Genomic DNA, 18,789 nt, shown 5'->3' with positions numbered 1-18,789 from the left:
TCATAGAACACCGTGAGCAGGAGGAGTCCAATGGCTAATGTTCGCATTTTCACAGACAGTATCTCTGATATACCCAAGGAATGGGTAGAAAAGTATGATATCGGCATTATTCCACTATATATCGTTTTCCAGCAAAAATCGTATTTGGATAGGATCGAAATCACCCCGCAAGAGATGTATAACATGGTCGAATTATATGGAGAGCTGCCCAAAACGGCGGCTCCTCCACCCGCAGATTTTATGAAGGCTTTCAGCCCGGTCATTGAAAATGGAGAAGATATACTGTGCATCAGTATGTCCTCTCACCTTTCATCTACGTATCAGAATGCATGTAGTGCGGCCAGAGAGTTCCCCCCGGGCAGAGTAACAGTGGTGGATTCTCTCAATGTATCGGCAGGCACCGCAATGCATGTACTGCTTGCAGTGCAGATGGCTAGGGAAGGGAAGAGCGCACTAACCATCGCTCAGGCTTTGGAAGCAGTACGTCATGAGGTACAACTAAATGTGCTTGTGGATAATTTGGATTATTTGCATCGGGGAGGAAGAGTCAGCAGCATTCAGCATATGCTGGGCAGCTTGCTGAGAATTCGACCGGGCTTGTATGTTCGAGATGGACTGGTTCATGCCGGAGTCAAATACAGAGGCAGCAAGGACAAAGTCGTGAACAAGTTGTTAGATGACATGTTGAGTCAGATCCACCGTATTGATCACGCGCAGGTCATTATCGCCCAAACATTAGAGGAAGAGAAGGCGGAGTGGGTCCGCAACTTCATCCAGGAACAAACCTCCATTCAACATGTGCACATCATCGAAGGAGGTTGCTCTATCTGCTCTCACAGCGGTCCTCATAGCATAGCTATCAGTTATATCTTAAAATCGGAGCCACTGTTCAGGGCTTGAGATGATCCAAAAATATGTTCTTTAGGATATTAAATTGCTCGGCTTCGTCCACTTTTGTTTGAAAGGCTTCAATGCCATGGAGCATCGCTGTTTTTTTGGAGAAGTTGCCAAAGACATTAATCATCGTGTTAATCGTTTCAACCACATTGGCGTCGTTACGAACAGATCCATCCTTTTGACCAAGCTCAGCCAGCTCTGCACAAAGCATAATAATCTGTTGGTAGTTAGAATGATACATCTCGATATCCTCCAACGGGGACTTGGACATTGCGACGTAACACTCAAACGCTTCTATTAATTTGGAGCTTCGCTGGCTTTCTACCTGCTGGAAAAAAATAAGCGAGTCAAAAAGGCGGCCAAGCTTGTCGTAGCAGGTGCCTTCACCTCTGATAATATCGGAGAATACCAGCACCTCAGACTGAACAATATCTGATGCTACGGCAACAATAAGCTGCTCTTTCCGCGGAAAGTAGCGGAAGATTGTTGCCACCCCCAGGATTGCCTCGTCCGCAATATCCTGCATGGTCGCTTGCTCGAAGCCTTTATTCAGAAACGCAATTTTAGCTGCTTCAATTATAGCTGCTCGTCTTCTTGTTTTGAGGTCACTTCGCTCTTGTTGAAGCCGTTGACGGGGTTCTATTTTAAAAACCTCCTTGTTGGAATGAACTCAAACTATGCTATCAAACTAGACTCTTTTCTGTCAACGCAAGGATTCATTCTGCCAATTGGCGATCGAAAAATTACTATTAAGCCAAACAATGCCTCTGCCTTCACTCGAAGTGATGATCAGAGGCATTGTTCTATTATACAGTGTTTTCTTTACCCTACGATTTTGCGAGCGACCATTTTAATCGCACACGCATGCCCCCAAGGGGACTCTGTTCAAACTGAAGACCCGAATGGGTAGCATCATGAATACGTAGACGCTCTGCAATGTTCCAAAGCGCGCATCCCATCGTGTCCACAGGTGGCTCGGCTATTCTTGCCTTAAGTGCGTTAATTTCTTCCTCCGTCATGCCTTTCCCGTCATCATCAACCACAATACAAATCCCTTGTTCCGTACGCTCAACGGAGACTTGGATGGAACCAGAATCACGCTTGGTTTCTATGCCGTGGATAATACTGTTCTCTACCAAAGGCTGAATGAGTAGTTTGGGAATCGGGACAGATCTTAGCTCGTCCGGTAGCTCGATCTGATAAGAGAGACGGTCCATGCGTAAGCTCTGTATCTCAAGGTAATTACGGACGATGCCCAACTCTTTTTCCAAATGGGTCATCGGCTCATCAAGGCGTGTGGTGTACCTGAAATATTCGGCCAGATTCTGAGTCATCGCAGTAACCGCTTCCTCATTGCCCAATCTTGTCATATTATTAATGAAAAAGAGACAATTATATAAAAAGTGAGGATTAATCTGGGCTTGTAGCTGTTTCAGCACCGCCTCGCGAGCGACGATTTTTTCCTTATATACCTTTTCAATCAAATCCTCAATCTGTCCGGCCATGTCGTTGAATTGACCATATAAGTAATCAAATTCATTACCGCTCTGTCGTTGAATCCGATAAGAGAAGTCGCCGTGCTTCAAAAGACGAACACCTTTTAATAGAGCAAGTATGGGAATCTGTACCTTGCGGAAAAGAACAACAATAATCGTGACCCCCGCCATAAACAGCATGACACAGGCAGAGTAAAACCAGAATTGAGTCATTCGTATAGGCTGCAATGCTTTATCAAGTGGCATAAAATCAATTAAATACCAGCCGATCTGATGAGAGTACACATAATTGACAATGTACTGGGCTCCGTTAACCGAAACGGTTTTTGTACCGGAGGATGATTGTAGATGACCGGTTAGCTCTTTCATGATAAGAGGGGTAATGGGATTGGCCTCTTTGCGAGTAATCAACTGCTCGTTAGGGTTATAAAATAACGTCTCATTCTCGCCCTGATGTGAGTTCTCAACCATATCCTCCAGATTGCTACGCGGGAACTCCAACCGAATTATGATCTGTGGACTGACCTTGTATTTATAATATTTAGCTGTAGCTGCATCATAGTTCCAACCTGATTTCAGTGAATTTACAGAGGGAGTCTTCATATTTAACTCCGAAGCAATGATCCATTGATTCAACAGAACCGAGTAGACCGATATTTTGTTATTCCATCCCTCGGACAGACTTTGCAGATTAACTCTCGCAGCAACATTTTGAATCAACTGTACCTGTTCAAAGGAACTCATCACATCAATGGATCGCAGCAGGGCAATAGAATTGTCCGTTTCCATGGAGATGGATAACATATTCAGCCGATTTATGCTCTGATCAAGTGAGTTAACAACAAACTGCACGCGATTGAGATTGTTTGTTTCGATATCCTTTTGAACGGTATCCAGACTGGATTGAACCGAGAAGGTATACATGACCAGGACGGCGACAAGCATAATCAGCGTAATGGTCACCATGTTTATAAAGGTCCTGTATTTCTTTTGCAACCCTTTACGCCTCCTGCCAATGATGTAAATTCACCTTATTGTAGGCTGGCATTGGATGAAATACAAGTGATTTGGAATGTAATATAGATGAAGGTTAAGAATGAATTATCTAATGTTGGAAAAGCGTTATTTCGACTGTATAACTGGCACGATATGATGAAGATGAATTAGATGAAGGAGCGCATTTCGCATGAGCTGTAGCAAAATATACCTGTCTCTTTCTGTTGCTTGTTTGATTCTGTTTACCGCCGCTTGCAGTGGTAAAGCACAGGAGCCTAAGCCTGTAAAAACAGGTGTGATCGTAACAACGGTCAAAATGAATGATCCAACCACGATCTACAAAAATGGCCAAACCGCCGCAGATAATGTCCATATCCGTTGGGCCAGAGAAACACTTGGCGTGGATATTCGGACCAAATGGAGTGCTCCTGTCGATGACTACGATATGAAGCTTCGATTAATGCTCTCTGCCGACAATACGTTACCTGATGTGTTCTCATCCAATGTCATGGACACGGTCAATGGATTTATGATCTCAGGCAAACTGTTGGACGCTGGACAAGCCTTTGATCGATATGCTTCATCCACCTGGAAAGCGGCTATGGCTGAAGTGCCAGAGGCATGGAAGCCCTTTGAGATTGACGGGAAACGGATGGCGATTCCGATCATTACGGAGCAAGCCACGCAGTCCGTACTCTGGATTCGCAAGGATTGGCTAGATCATCTGAACCTGAAGGCACCAAGCAATCTCGACGAACTGGAAACGGTAATGAAAGCCTTTACGATTGATGATCCAGACGCTAATGGCATACAGGATACCTACGGTATTGATTTTGCAATCAAGGACCAGTATCTGGCCTCGCCTACAGGAGACATATCCTGGGTATTTGGTGCGTATGGAGCGATTCCAAGTATATGGAGCAAGAATGCACAGGGCAAGCTCGTGTACGGAAGTATCCAGCCTCAGATCAAAAGCGCGCTGGCAAAACTGCAAGACTGGAAGAAAAAAGGATATGTGGGCAATAACATAGCTCTGCAAGACTTCAATCAGGTCAATAAAAATATCATTGATGGCAAAGTTGGCATGGTTGCTGGTCCCCGCTGGTTTGGAGATTATCCGCTGCAACAACTTAATGAAAAGGATCCGAAGGCTGAGTTTGTACCTTATCCGATTCCTGCAGGAATGGACGGAATCACAGCGAGATTCAAAGGAAACTCTTACAGCGGGGCCATAATGATCAGCGCTGACATTTCTGAAGAAGCCCTGCAAGCTTTTTTCAAGTATCAGAACTATCTGTATGAGGCCACCGTGACGGATAATCCGTTGTATCTGAGTGCGTATCAGAATGGATATGATTATGTGCTGAACCCGGATGGTTCAGTGGATAGTGACAGCCGCGATATTCCCGGGGGGAAAGTGATAACGTTCAAATATACCCTCATGGGACAATATGCGAGTTACCCTTCCCGATTTAGAGCAGCTCTTCTGAGAATGGGCAAGGGAGAAGAGCTCAGCTCGCATGATCGCGCCATTTTGTTCAGTATGGGAATTGACCCTAAGGATGAGAAGCAGTATCCCATTATGAAGGCAAACGTTGTAGAGACAAGGCAGCGGCAGATTGATCGAGTCAATCTGTTTCAGGGGCCCCCGACAAAAACAATGCAAGCTCGAAACACTTATTTGCAAAAAATGGAACTAGATACCTTCAACTCCATTATTTATGGAGAGGAGCCACTCACCATTTTTGATGAGTTTGTGAAAAAATGGATGGATTCAGGTGGAAAGCAGATCACGAAAGAAGTGAATGAATGGTACCAATCGGCACAGACTCAGCCTTAAAACAGGATGGTTAAACGTTCCGAAAGGTAATCGACAGCGGGAGGTTTCATCGATGAACATTACTCATATGAAAACAAATCACATCACTAATCCGCTCGGTTTTGCGGTAATCAAGCCAACCTTTTCGTATACCGTTACGGATACGACAGCAACAACGCAGATCGCCGCACAGGTAGAAATTTCACTAAATGAATCCTTTACAGAGCTTGTATTTGATAGCGGAATAACAGAGGATATGGATTCGCTCGCGTATTCGCCGGATCTGGAATTGGCTGCACGGACACGTTACTTCTGGAGAGTTCGAGTATGGAACGAGCTTGGAGAAAAGGCGACCAGTGAAGCGGCTTGGTTTGAAACAGCGAAGCAGGATGAGCCATGGACAGCAAAATGGATTACACCTGAGCTGGAACCGACGATTCATCCAGTCCTCCAAAAAACGTTCGAAGTCAAAGGTCCCATCGCCAAAGCACGGGCGTACATCTGTGGTTTGGGCGTATACGAATTGGAACTAAACGGAGTAAAGGCTGGGGATGAGTACTTGGCCCCTCATTATAATGCCTATCACAAATGGCTTCAGTATCAAACCTACGATATTACCGACCTGCTGCAAGAAGGGGCCAACGCGATAGATGTTCGTTTGGGGAATGGCTGGTATAAGGGACGATTTGGTTTTGAAGGAGATACCACTGCCAATTTATATGGTGATCATTTTGCATTGCTGTCCGAGCTGGTGATTACGTATACGGATGGAACAGAAGACGTTGTTCCGTCCGATCTGTCCTGGCATGCCATCCGCTCGAATGTCTTGGACGGAAACATCTATGACGGAGAAATCTATGATGCCACGCTGGAAGCGAACGAGACTTTCCCCGTTCGGGAAAGTGATCTGGGCTACGAGCGCCTGCAAGCAAGAAAAAGTCTCCCGGTCGTGATCAAGGAAACCTTGAAGCCGATCGAAATTTTAACCACGCCTGCTGGCGAAACGGTTATTGATATGGGCCAAAATATGGTAGGCTGGCTACAATTCCGTACTACGGCACCAAGTGGAACGGTCATCCATTTGCAATATGGCGAAGTGTTGCAGAAAGGCAATTTCTACCGGGAGAACCTTCGCTCGGCTAAGGCGGAGTACATCTATACAGCAAACGGTGAAGAAGCTATTGTGCGTCCGTATTTCACATTTTACGGGTTCCGATATGTTAAGGTTGAAGGCTGGGTAGGTGAACTGGATCTGAATGACTTCACAGGCTGTGTGGTTTACTCGGATATGGAGCGCACGGGATATCTGGAAACTAGTCATGCTGGCGTGAATCGTTTGTTCGAAAATGCACTATGGGGGCAAAAGGGAAATTTCCTAGATACCCCTACCGATTGTCCACAGCGTGATGAGCGCATGGGCTGGACAGGGGATGCACAGGTATTCTCCGGTACAGCAAATTATAATATGGACACGTATGCCTTTTTTAACAAGTATGGATATGATCTATGGATGGAACAGGAGGATCGGAACGGTATGGTTCCGATGGTCATTCCGGTTGGACGTGTGCAGGGCGGAGGGTCCAGCGCCTGGGGAGATGCGGCAACCATTATTCCGTGGAATACGTACCTGCATTCCGGGGACCAGTCCATTCTGGAGCAGCAGTTTGACAGCATGAAGGCATGGGTAGATTACATCAAGCATTCGGATGACGAATCCGGCGGTACACGTTTGTGGACGGTAGGTTTTCACTTTGGTGACTGGCTTGCGTTAGATGGGGATGATCCGAACTCTCCGATGGGGGGAACAGATAATTACTTTATTGCCTCAGCCTACTATGCCTATTCTTCAGATATCGTAGCCAAGGCTGCCAAGGTACTTGGACATCATGATCTTGCCGCATCCTATGAGCAGTTGGCGCAAGAGGTTAGAGCTGCAATTCTGAAGGAATACTTTACTGCAAATGGACGTCTGGCAGTAGATACACAGACCGCATACGCTGTAGCGTTTTATATGGATCTCGTTCCTGAGCAACATAAGGCACGGACTACAGAAGCTATTCGCTTGCGTGTACGAAAAGATCAAAATCATCTGAGAACCGGCTTTGTAGGTACGCCTTATTTAAACCGAGTGTTATCAGCGCATGGCAGCAATGATATCGCCTATACACTTCTGCTCAATGATGATTATCCAAGCTGGTTATATGCGGTCAATATGGGAGCAACAACAATCTGGGAGCGTTGGAACTCCATTTTGCCAGATGGTACAATCAGTGAAAATGGTATGAACTCACTCAATCACTATGCCTACGGTGCCGTTGTTGAATGGATGTATCGTCATATGGCGGGGATCAATCCAGTAGAGGATCGACCTGGCTTCCGCCATGCACTGCTGGCACCGATGCCTGATTTCAGAATCCAGTGGACCAAAGCCCGCATTGACACCACAGCAGGAACTTATCGCAGTGAATGGAAATTTGACGAAGCAGGCAGGCTGTATTTAAGCTTCTCTGTTCCGTTTAATGCAACAGCAACGATCAAGCTGCCACGTGCCGTGGTTGATCAGGTGATGATAAACGGAATTACACTTTCGGATGCAGGTCTGACTGTTGTTCAGGGTGAAGATGAAGTGATCATCGAAGTGGTGAGTGGCACGTATGATTTCAGCTATGTACCGTCTGTTCCTTACAAACAAACGTTAAGTACGCGAACCCCGCTGAATGTGCTGCTTCGTAATGACGAAAGTCGCAGCATGCTGAACGAGCTTTCACCGATGCTTGCTTCGCTGGACCCGGGAACAATTGGCCCGATGGGGGAAGCAAGCCTGCGTGAGCTATCCAGCTATCCTTCGTTCAGTACGCCAGAGGAAGAACTCGACCAGCTCGATCTCAAGCTGGAGACCATTCAACTCGTTTAGAATAAATCATTGTTCGTTGATACGAAAACGAAACACAATGACGTTTCTTTAAATGCAAATCATCTCATACCGATGCACACAAGTTGATCTTGTGTGCATCTTTGATTAGCAAAAAATGAGTATTTTATCAAAATTTGAAAGCGAATTGGTGAAGTGATAGAATCTATATTGTGTTGATATCCACTCTATCATTCAGGAGGCGTTATGATGTTTACAAACGAGAGCAAAAACGATCCCCAGTCCAAGGTTGATTTTATGGATAGAACGTTTATCCAAAATCCGTTCCCGGTGTATGAACAGTTGCGTACAGAAGATCCGGTTCACCGTTTTCTTCTGCCGAGCGGTCACTTTGCCTGGTTAGTGTCTGGCTACGATGATGCTTCTGCCATTTTGCAGGACAACAAACGCTTTGTAACCAACTCTCCGTACATGGGAGAAGCTGACGGCTCAGTTCCATCGCATCAGGAGATCATCTCTCGCAACTTGCTTAGTGTAACGCCAGAGGACCATCGTCGGTTGAGAAGGTTGATCCAGAAGGCCTTTACACCACGTATGATTGAACGTCTCCGAGGTCGCATCCATGAAATTAGTGAGGATTTGCTTGATGGTGTACTCGCCACAGGTAAAAGAGAAATGAATCTGATTGAGGACTACGCCTTTCCTCTGCCAATCATTGTAATCTGCGAGATGTTAGGGGTTCCTCACGAGGATCAAGAGCAGTTCCGTGAATGGTCCAATACGATTATGGAAGGTTTCAATAACCCAGAAATGAGTGAACAGAGTGATCAAGTCATGCGTGCCTTTGTCGAATATTTGCAGAAGCTCATTGCAGAACGAAGACAATCTCTTCAGGAGGACCTGATTAGTGACCTCATCAATGTAGAAGAGGAAGGAGACGTATTGTCCGAACAGGAATTGTATGCCCTTGTTTTTGTCCTCATCATTGCAGGGCATGAAACCACTGTAAATCTGATTGGCAACGGTTTACTGGCCTTGCTCGAAAATCCGGAGCAGAAGCGCTTGCTGCTGGAGAAGCCAGAAATGATTGGACCCGCTATTGAAGAGATCTTGCGATATAACGGGCCTGCTGAGGTGAGTAATATTCGCTGGGCAACAGAGGATGTCGAATTCGGGGGCAAGCACATCCGTAAGGGGGACATGCTCTTTGTTTCCTTTTCCTCAGCCAACCGGGATGAGAATCAGTTCGCTGACCCGGATGCGTTTGATATCACACGGAAGGTCAATCATCATATTGCCTTTGGTAAAGGTGTTCATTTTTGCCTTGGAGCCCCGCTCGCCAGACTTGAAGGAGAGATCGCTATTAACGCATTGCTTCGTAAAATGCCGGATATTCAGTTTAAGACACAGCCTGATTCACTGGAATGGCGTCCAGGCATGATTATTCGCGGACTGTACGATTTTCCGGTTTCCTTTTAATCCAATTACAATATCATTTGTTATAAGACCGGATAGCCTTACTTAACCGCGATTTCGCGGTTTTTTCTTTGTCTTTGACTAGCAATGGGCTTGAATTACGCTACACGATCTTTGCATCGCGTTATAGTCGATCGTCTCCCTTGAAATCTACAATAGAAGTATCCTTTTAGCCCTGCCAATCCACTGAGTTAAGGAGCAGATTTTAAATGAAAATACATTCGGTTACCCTGAGCAATACAAACGTCACATTGACCGCCTACCTGCTGGATTCTTCACCCGAGATGCCAAATATTAAACAGCGGCCAGCGGTACTTGTACTTCCAGGTGGAGGGTATAGAGCTTGTTCTGATCGAGAAGCTGAACCCGTCGCTATGGCATTTTTGGCTGAAGGTTATCAAGTCTTTATCCTGCGATATTCACTCAATCAGCATGCTGGATTTCCAAGACCATTGAATGATGCCGAGGAAGCGTTGACTCTCATACGGGCCAACAGTGCGGACTGGAGCATTGATCCTCAAAAAGTAGCGGTATGCGGCTTCTCCGCAGGAGGCCATCTTGCTGCAGCGTTGGGGACGATGGGTTCTACTCGGCCTAATGCGATGATTCTTGGTTATCCTTGTATTCTGGAGGAGATGAGTGATATTTTCCCTGCGCCCGTTCCAGGCGTTGATCAGGAGGTGGACGAGCTTACACCACCAGCGTTCCTATTCCATACGTTTGACGACAGACGTGTACCTGTACAGAATTCCCTTGCGTTTGCCGATGCGCTTAACCGCAACAATATTCCATTTGAAATGCATATTTTCCCGACAGGTACCCATGGGCTTTCCCTTGCCCGTCCACTAACATCCTCGGGTCTCCAGAGTATGGTTGAGCCTGCCGTCGCCCAGTGGTTTGATCTGTGTACACGCTGGGTCCGCAGTGTGTTTGGCGAATTTCCCTCTTCTATTGAGCATGTTCTGGGTGAAGAGGTCCACGAGTACAGTCTCGATGTGAAGCTGGGTCTTCTATGGAGCAACGAGCAATGTAAAAAGCTGATTCTTGCCGCTATCCCTGAACTCGGGGAAACTCCACATCCTGATGCGATGGGAGTGCCACTTCGCACGATCTTGAGTTATGGCGGGGACCTGTTGACTGAGGAAGAGCAGAAGCAGCTTAACGATGGACTAAAGACTATTTCAGTGATAAAACCTGAAGGCAACACAGCAGAAGCAGGATGACCCTTTAACCATTTTCCGATTCGTTCCAAATCTATTAAAATAACGAATTGCAAAAATCGACACAGAATGATAGTATTTATACCAATATAATAGTTAAACTATCAAAAAGAGAATCTGGAGGAAACAACTATGACAACTTACAATGAAAACATTAAAATTTCGGAACTATTGAATAATGAAGAAGCAACTGCATTGCTTACCAAACATCTACCTGAATTCATTAACGAGCCATCATTCAAAATGGCTTCCCATTTTACGCTGGACCAGCTCGCTGCCATTCCACAGGTCGATCTGCCAGAAGACATTTTGTCCGCACTGAAAGCCGATCTTGCTAACGTAACTTTTGAATCTGTAGAGGCTCCTAAAGCGAGCAAAGCTATGAACCCAAAATCCGATTCACTGGCAGGTAAAGTGATTACCATCACAGGCGCTGGCAGCGGTATTGGCCGAGCTAGTGCAGTGTTGATGGCATCGAGAGGAGCCAAGCTCGTTCTGGTGGATTACAACGTAACAACAGGGGAAGAGACACTTGAGCTTGTGAAAGAACAAGATGGCGAGGCGATTTTTGTTCAAGCCGATGTATCCAAGGAAGAGGATGTAAAAAACTATATTCAAAAAGCAGTTGAAACATTTGGTAAAATCGATGTCGCGTTTAACAATGCAGGCATCATTCAGAAGTTCCAACCGTTTCACGAAACGTCTCTAAACGATTTCTCACGAATCATCGACGTTAACCTGAAAGGGATCTTCCTGGGGATGAAGCACGCTCTCAACGTGATGGTTCAACAAGGCTATGGCCACGTGATTAATACCGCATCAACAACAGCACTTCGCGCTGAGCATAGTCTGGCCGCTTATACAGCGAGTAAACACGGTGTTGCTGGATTGACAAAAGCCGCAGCGATTGAGTACGTCAGAAAAGGCATTCGTGTGAATGCCATCTGCCCTGGGGGTGTAGCCACTACGCTGACCGCAGCTGTTCCGCAAATGTTACAAGAGAGCGACTATATGCCTGAAGAATTCCCGAATATGAGAATTGGGCGTTTTGCGGAGCCTGAGGAGCTTGCTGAACTCGTAGCATTCCTGGCATCGGATGGCTCCAGCTATATGACAGGCTCCATCATTGTAGCAGACGGTGGATTGACTCTTTAAGGCTTAACAGCAAGTCTTTCGATCATGTTTCTAGCGGTTTTAAAGCAGATTCCTGATCTATTTCGTTTCATTTTATTCATAAGAATCGTGCATAAAATATAAAGACAAAAAAACTGATTCAGCATACCTGAATCAGTTTTTTTGTCGTTCAAACAGCAGCAATACTTTCTGTTTGGATTGCGTTATTTGATCTTAACAATGCGCTATATCTGTTATATGTGCCAGGACATAAAATGAAAGTATAGAAGAGGAAGAGAAATTCAACATGAAGAGTAACGGAGGCGAGTGTTATGGGAGTTGCAGTGAATGAGCAGCATATTAAAGTAGATAATACGCCGACTCAGCCACCCCGGGAAATACCAACGAGAAAGTTAATTGGTGATTCAATGGGACAGTTCGGGTTAAACATTTCAAGTGGATTGTTGGGTTTGATCACGTATTATTACACGGATGTCGTTGGTGTATCTGCCGCGGTAGTCGGTACAGTAATGCTGCTGACCAAAGTTTTGGATGCGTTTGCAGACATCGGTATGGGTGTACTGGTAGATCGGACCAAAACCAAGTATGGGCAAGCCCGTCCCTGGTTGTTATGGATGACCATTCCAATGTTCATCTCATTATTCTTAATGTTTTCCGTGCCGGATATAAGTTCCACAGGCAAAATAATATATGCGATTATTACAAATCTTGTGTTCTACATTTTGGTGTTCACTCCAACCTCGATTCCATATACCAGCTTGATGGCGTTAACAACGCGTAACAGTTACGAGCGCTCCTTAATGGGTATCATCCGTTCAAGCAGCGGGTATCTGGCAGGTATGGTTGTTGCCGTTGCATTTGTTCCAGTCGTTACAACCATGGGGAATAGCAGAAGTGACTGGACGTTGCTCGCAGCAATTTTTGCTGGTGTTGCAGCAATCGGGATCTTCATTGCATTCCTGTCCAATAAAGAAAAGTACAATAATGTTCAACTGGACGAACTCGGCATGTTTCAGGATAAAACGCCGATTCGTGAAGGACTGAAATTGCTTTTTGCCAATAAATACTGGGTGTACATGTTCTTCGTAATGGCTCTCGCCAACATTTTGTTTGCTCTGGGTGTAGCAGCAGGAAGTTATTATGCCAAGTACATTTGGGGTAATGTCAGCCTGATCGGCATCATGGGCGCTATTGGCTTGATTCCCGTGATTATCGGATTTGCCTTATCTGGACCGTTTATCAAACGTTACGGCAAGCGTACCACGGCCCTTGGCGGTATTGTTATCGGATTCCTCGGAGCAGCTGTTCGGTTAGTCGCTCCAGAGAGCATTACATTGGGGCTGATCTGTTCCATCTTCCAAACGCTTGGTACGATTCCACTCATGGCAGTAGGTGGAGCACTGGTTACAGACACGATTGAATACGGTGAATGGAAATTTAACAAAAGACTCGTTGGTTTGACGAACAGTGTCATCGGTTTCGGTTCAAAAGTAGGCACAGCCATTGGCACAGCTATGATTGGATGGTTCCTCGCACTGGGAGGATATGTTGAACAAGCCACAACCCAAGGAGAAGGAGCCAAGCAGGCCATCATTGCGTTGAATATATATGTCCCGATTGTTGTATTCATTCTTCTTGCAGTATTCCTTTATAAAAACAAGCTGGACAAGGAATATCCAACCATTATTAGGGAACTTGAAGATAGAAGAAAGGCATAATAACATAAAGTTGCTCTTACACACAGCCAATCGCTTGTGTGTAAGGGCACTTTTATGTTGATACAATTAAATCAAAAAAGCTTGGGTGTTAAGATGGCCGGCAGGTTTTGAAGAGTCTGTGTACCCGGGTATATCTGGCTTGCCGCTTCAAATTTGATTTTTGCAGTAATATTGGAAAAGTGATTCGTGAAGCCTCTCAGCACTAGCTGGCCCTCCAGCCTGGCCAATGGAGCGCCCAGACAAAAGTGAGGTCCTTTGCCGAAGGCTAGATGACGATTGCTGTTGGGACGGTAGATATCAAAGCGGGAAGGTTCGGGAAAATGGCTAGGGTCATTGTTGGCTGCACCCAGCCAGGTTAACACAACGTCTCCTTTTTTCATAGGCACGCCCAGGATGTCTGTATCCTCTACTACTACACGATCAAGTGTCGTTGGAAAACGATACCTTAACGATTCTTCCACGGTATTCTCAATCAGCTCTGGATCTGCGGCAATATTCTGATAGATTCCGGGTTGATCATACATAAAACTGTAGAACAGGCTGTTTATCATATTGGTCGTAGTTTCGTTCCCAGCAGCAAGCAGCCCCAAGCTAAAGGTAACAACCTCTTCATCGGTCAGCTGATCCCCATCCAGCTCGGCAAGTGTGAGATCGGAAATAATGTCCTCGGCAGGATGCTTTCTCTTCTGCTGAACAATGGGGAGCAAAAATTCGTTAAATTCCTGCATAGCCGCATACTTCGCATTTATCTGCTCCTGCTCATTACCTGCAGCATTGGGGAAAAATAACATGTCAGACCAGGCTTTGATCTGTGCGCGGTGTTGCCTCTCCACCCCAAGCAGATCGGCAATGACAGTAACAGGAAGTGGGACCCCTAAGTCTCGAACGATGTCCACATCATCTTTTGCCTTCATCTCAAGCATTAACTCATCAACGATAGCTGCGATTTGAGGCTCCCAGGTTTTTAACTGACGTGGGGTGAAGGCGCTAGAGACTAACTTTCTAATATCACGTTGAACAGGGGGATCGACAGAATTGATGTCCACTCGGGTAACTACCGGTGGAACCGGGGATACACTCCGTTTACGTACACTGGAGAAACGTTTCCAGTCTGTTAAAACGGAATTGACATCATCATAACGATACAGATTCCATACCTGCTGCTCTTCGTCAAAATAAATGGGATGATTCTCCAGCATGTCCTCATAGTAAGCATATGGATTCCAAAGTTCTTCAGGTGTCTCTAAATTAGATACCTGATGAATAACGATCGATCTGTTATCAACCCGCATGTCTCCTCGCCATCCTTTTAAGTAGATTGGAAATCACTAAATAATGATAGTCAATCTATCATTATTTAAATCAAACTTAACATAAATCATACTTATTTAGCAATTAAATGAAATTTTTTACTCAATATTAATTATTTAGAGCTATTCTTAGGGGGGCAGATGGAGAAAAATTTTCATATCAAAATGCAGAAAAATGTCGAATAAAGTGATTGCTAACTAATTTATTGTGTGATATTATGATCCAGTAAACGTTTACATCGATAACGAATTGAATATTAGCAGTGTTTGGCTGTTACTGGTAAAGCAGGCATGACCAAAATGATTTTGCATTTTCCTTATGTGAGTAGGGGAAGCATATCGTTTTGGTCTTTTTTTATATCCAAATTCAGAAATGAGGCAAACGTATGGATTATCGCAAATTGGGACAAGAGATTACGGAGTTGGTTGGAAAAAAAGACAACATCGCCCGGCTTACGCACTGCGCAACCCGACTGCGGTTCGAACTGCACGATATCTCCAAAGCAGAGACAGAAAAGCTTAAAGCACTTCCAGGTGTCATTACCGTTGTGAATAATGGCGGGCAATACCAGGTTGTCGTGGGCAATGAGGTGCAACAGGTCTATCGTGTTATCACTCAACAGATGGGTTCTGCAACCCGAAGTGCGGACTCCAAATCGGCTTCTGGCAAAAATAACGGACCAAAACAAAAACAGAGCTGGATCTCCAGATTCATCAGCGTAATCTCAACGACATTTACTCCGGTCATTCCGGCAATCATTGGCGCGGGTATGATCAAAGCGATATTAGCCGTGCTTGTGCTGACAGGCCTTGTAACGACGGAAAGCCAAAACTACTATATCCTTAATACCATTGCGGACGCGGCTTTTTATTTCATGCCTATTCTGTTGGCTTATGGAGCTTCCATTAAGTTTGAAACAAGTCCCATTCTGGCGATGACGGTTGCTGGCGTATTGTTACACCCAGGATGGAGCGCACTGATGGCGGAAGGAAAAGACGTGTTTTTCATCGGTGTTCCGGTTCGATTAACTGACTATGCAGGCTCCGTCTTGCCGATTATTATTGTTGTTTGGCTCATGTCTTACATTGAACGTTTTGCCGATCGGGTATCGCCTTCCATGATCAAATTTTTCACGAAACCAATGATTGTACTATTGATTACAGCACCACTTGCATTGGTGGCGATTGGACCTTTCGGAACGTACCTGAATGATCTGGTTGCCATGGGTGCAGAAGCGATTAATGCCAGAGCCAGTTGGCTGATTCCTTTGTTAATGGGAACTTTGCAACCATTCCTGATCGTAACAGGCACTGCATGGGCGATGACGCCGATTGCAACTAGCCAACTAACCAAAAATGGATATGAAATGATCAACGGACCGGGAATGCTCGCGTCCAATATTGCTCAAGGTGGAGCCACGCTTGCTGTAGCATTAAAAACAAAAAACAAAAAACTGAAACAGCTCGCTGCTTCATCCGGTTTCACCGCCGTACTGGGCATCACGGAACCATCCTTGTACGGTGTAACACTGAAACTGAAGAAACCCTTAATAGCCGCAATGATCGGTGGTGGTGTAGCAGGGATATACGCAGGTCTGACCGGATTAGTACGTTATGCCTTCGTGTCACCAGGGCTTGCCGCGTTACCTGCCTTCATTGGCAGCAATCCGATGAACATCGTTCATGCCATTGTGACTTGTCTGATCGCTTTTGTCGTTACCTTTGCTCTGACATGGATCATTGGTTTTGAAGATCCAGTAGACGATGAAGAAGAAGGAAATACCAACGTTAACGATGACAAGACAATTTCCGGGCAGCCTGTTCAAGACAACAGCACAGACACTAAGTCTTCTACAACAACAAATGCAAATCAAAATGAATTACGCCCACTTACAATCGCTAGCCCGATGCAAGGAGAATTAGTCCACCTTGACCGTGTACCAGACGATGTCTTCTCTTTGGGATTGCTGGGTAAGGGCGCTGCAATCATTCCTGCAAAAGGAGAACTGTATGCACCAATCGCAGGTGAAGTTACGGCTTTCATGGACTCCAAACATGCGGTCAAATTAAACGGTTATGATGGAGAAGAGGTGCTCATTCATATTGGAGTGGATACCGTCAACCTGAAGGGGCGACATTTCGACTCTTCCATTAAAGTAGGGGATCGGGTACAACAGGGTGACTTGTTGATCCGCTTTGATATCGATGCCATCAAGGCGGAAGGGTATGAAGTCATAACCCCGATCATTATCGCCAATTCGGATCGTTTCCCGGACATTAAGCTGGAGAAACAGAGCCCTGTGGAGGTTGGAGCGACGATTATCCACCTTTCGTAACAACCGTAATATGGTCCGTCACATATCATGATCAACATTTAAAATGAAGGAGTGTTTGAGATGTTATATCAACACATCAAACCATTCCCCAATGAATTTCTGTGGGGAGGCTCTACCTCGGCCTATCAAGTGGAGGGAGCTTGGAACGAAGATGGCAAAGGCCTGTCCGTCATCGATATGTGTGATCATCCGGCTGGAACCGCCGATTTCACAGTAGCGAGCGACCACTATCACCGATTCAGAGAAGACGTGAAGCTTTTTGCAGAGCTGGGCCTCAAAGCATACCGTTTTTCAATTGCATGGACTCGAATCTTACCTTCAGGCACAGGGGTTGTTAATGAGAAGGGACTCGATTTTTATCACCAATTAATTGACGAATTGCTGCTCCATGGTATTGAACCCATTGTGACCATGTACCATTTCGACTTACCCTACGAGCTTGAGAAAACCGGAGGATGGAACAACCGGGGGACGATCGATGCCTTTGTCGAGTATGGGCGTATCTTGTTTGAGCATTACGGGCATAAAGTGAAATATTGGTTGACCATTAATGAGCAAAATACGATGATTCTCCATCCCGGTGCTATTGGTACACCAAAAGGCGGACGTCTGCCTTCCAGTAAGGAACTGTATCAGCAAAATCATCACATGTTTGTAGCTCAAGGTAGAACGATGCGACTATTCCATGATATGCTCCCGCAAGGCAAGATTGGTCCTGCATTAAACATGACATCCATGTACCAGGCAACCTCCAGACCAGCCGATGCAATCGCTGCTCATAACTGGGAGACGATTCGTGGATGGGGTTTTCTCGACTTATCGGTGTGGGGACGGTATAATCCATTATTCTGGAGTTATTTACAGGAACGCGGCATCGAGCCGGTTATTGAGCAGGGTGACATGGAAGATATCCAGTCTGGCCGCCCCGATCTGATAGCAATCAACTACTACTCGACGGCAACCATTGCCGCCAGTATGGGTGATGCGTCGGATGTTACAGCTCGTGCGGGTGATCAGCAAATTATGCTTGGCGAGCAGGGAGTATACCGGGCCGCGGAGAATCCTTATACGGAAAAAACGAAATATGGCTGGGTCATTGACCCGGTTGGCCTAAGGCTGACATTGCGTAAGGTATGTGAACGATATGGTCTCCCGATTTTAATTACGGAAAATGGTATAGGAGCCCCAGATGTACTTGAGGCAGATTACACCATTAACGATACGTACCGGATTGATTTTATCGAGAAACATCTGGAACAGATCAGACTGGCTCTAACGGATGGAGTAGATGTGATTGGTTATTGCCCTTGGTCCGTTATTGACGTGGTAAGCACACATCAGGGGTATGGGAAACGGTATGGAATGATCTATGTAAACCGCGGTGAACAGGATCTGAAAGACTTGAAGCGTTTGAAGAAGAAAAGCTTCTCGTGGTATCAAGAGGTCATTAAACAGAATGGCAGATGTATCGGAAATTCGGATCAGGCGGTCACGAAAGAATAAAGGATCGTGATG

12 protein-coding genes are annotated in these 18,789 nt (G+C 45.6%); 9 read left to right on the top strand and 3 right to left on the bottom strand.

Translation table 11 applies throughout. From position 1 onward, the window contains the following. Positions 1-30 precede the first annotated feature (30 nt). Complete coding sequence (locus MKX68_RS25395) at positions 31-900, top strand: DegV family protein (RefSeq protein WP_340914523.1); 870 nt, start codon at positions 31-33, stop codon at positions 898-900. On the opposite strand, the gene MKX68_RS25390 is transcribed toward MKX68_RS25395, so the two are convergent. After that, positions 890-1,474 carry a TetR/AcrR family transcriptional regulator gene (locus tag MKX68_RS25390; protein WP_340915506.1) on the bottom strand — a complete coding sequence of 195 codons (585 nt, stop codon included), beginning with the start codon at positions 1,472-1,474 and terminating at the stop codon, positions 890-892. The genes MKX68_RS25395 and MKX68_RS25390 overlap by 11 nt on opposite strands. Before the next feature lie 250 nt (positions 1,475-1,724). Beyond that, a complete protein-coding gene (locus MKX68_RS25385; protein ID WP_340914521.1) occupies positions 1,725-3,389 on the bottom strand; it encodes a histidine kinase in 1,665 nt (554 codons plus the stop codon). Between the two features lie 190 nt (positions 3,390-3,579). On the opposite strand from MKX68_RS25385, the gene MKX68_RS25380 reads away from it, so the two are divergent. The 6 genes from MKX68_RS25380 to MKX68_RS25355 all read left to right on the top strand — a co-directional run bounded on the left by MKX68_RS25380 (position 3,580) and on the right by MKX68_RS25355 (position 13,628). Then, entirely contained in the window at positions 3,580-5,229 is a 1,650-nt protein-coding gene (locus MKX68_RS25380) for a hypothetical protein (protein ID WP_340914520.1), read from the top strand. A gap of 52 nt (positions 5,230-5,281) precedes the next feature. Further along, positions 5,282-8,122, top strand: a complete 2,841-nt coding sequence (locus MKX68_RS25375; protein WP_340914519.1) for an alpha-L-rhamnosidase — start codon at positions 5,282-5,284, stop codon at positions 8,120-8,122. 207 nt (positions 8,123-8,329) lie between these two features. After that, the gene (locus MKX68_RS25370; RefSeq protein WP_340914518.1) at positions 8,330-9,559 is read left to right on the top strand and encodes a cytochrome P450 family protein; all 1,230 of its coding nucleotides are present in this window, start codon (positions 8,330-8,332) and stop codon (positions 9,557-9,559) included. Between the two features lie 206 nt (positions 9,560-9,765). After that, entirely contained in the window at positions 9,766-10,779 is a 1,014-nt protein-coding gene (locus MKX68_RS25365) for an alpha/beta hydrolase (protein WP_340914516.1), read from the top strand. 378 nt (positions 10,780-11,157) lie between these two features. Continuing rightward, positions 11,158-11,931 carry an SDR family NAD(P)-dependent oxidoreductase gene (locus MKX68_RS25360; protein ID WP_340915504.1) on the top strand — a complete coding sequence of 258 codons (774 nt, stop codon included), beginning with the start codon at positions 11,158-11,160 and terminating at the stop codon, positions 11,929-11,931. A 290-nt stretch (positions 11,932-12,221) separates the two neighbouring features. After that, positions 12,222-13,628, top strand: a complete 1,407-nt coding sequence (locus MKX68_RS25355) for an MFS transporter (RefSeq protein WP_340914514.1) — start codon at positions 12,222-12,224, stop codon at positions 13,626-13,628. Positions 13,629-13,699: 71 nt separating this feature from the next. Here MKX68_RS25355 and MKX68_RS25350 read toward each other — a convergent pair whose 3' ends face one another. Further along, positions 13,700-14,920: a cytochrome P450 gene (locus MKX68_RS25350; RefSeq protein ID WP_340914513.1), complete on the bottom strand. Its 1,221-nt coding sequence runs from the start codon at positions 14,918-14,920 to the stop codon at positions 13,700-13,702. A 404-nt stretch (positions 14,921-15,324) separates the two neighbouring features. On the opposite strand from MKX68_RS25350, the gene MKX68_RS25345 reads away from it, so the two are divergent. Together MKX68_RS25345 and MKX68_RS25340 are read left to right on the top strand one after the other, a co-directional pair. Continuing rightward, entirely contained in the window at positions 15,325-17,274 is a 1,950-nt protein-coding gene (locus MKX68_RS25345; RefSeq protein ID WP_340914511.1) for a beta-glucoside-specific PTS transporter subunit IIABC, read from the top strand. Positions 17,275-17,334: 60 nt separating this feature from the next. Then, positions 17,335-18,777 carry a glycoside hydrolase family 1 protein gene (locus MKX68_RS25340; protein WP_340914510.1) on the top strand — a complete coding sequence of 481 codons (1,443 nt, stop codon included), beginning with the start codon at positions 17,335-17,337 and terminating at the stop codon, positions 18,775-18,777. The last annotated feature ends 12 nt before the right edge of the window (positions 18,778-18,789 follow it).

The organism is Paenibacillus sp. FSL M8-0212 (genome assembly GCF_038004645.1).
In the GTDB taxonomy this organism is placed as follows: Bacteria; Bacillota; Bacilli; order Paenibacillales; family Paenibacillaceae; genus Paenibacillus.
The sequence above is the reverse complement of the archived record's forward strand: the minus strand, read 5'-3'. Positions and strand labels throughout refer to the sequence as shown.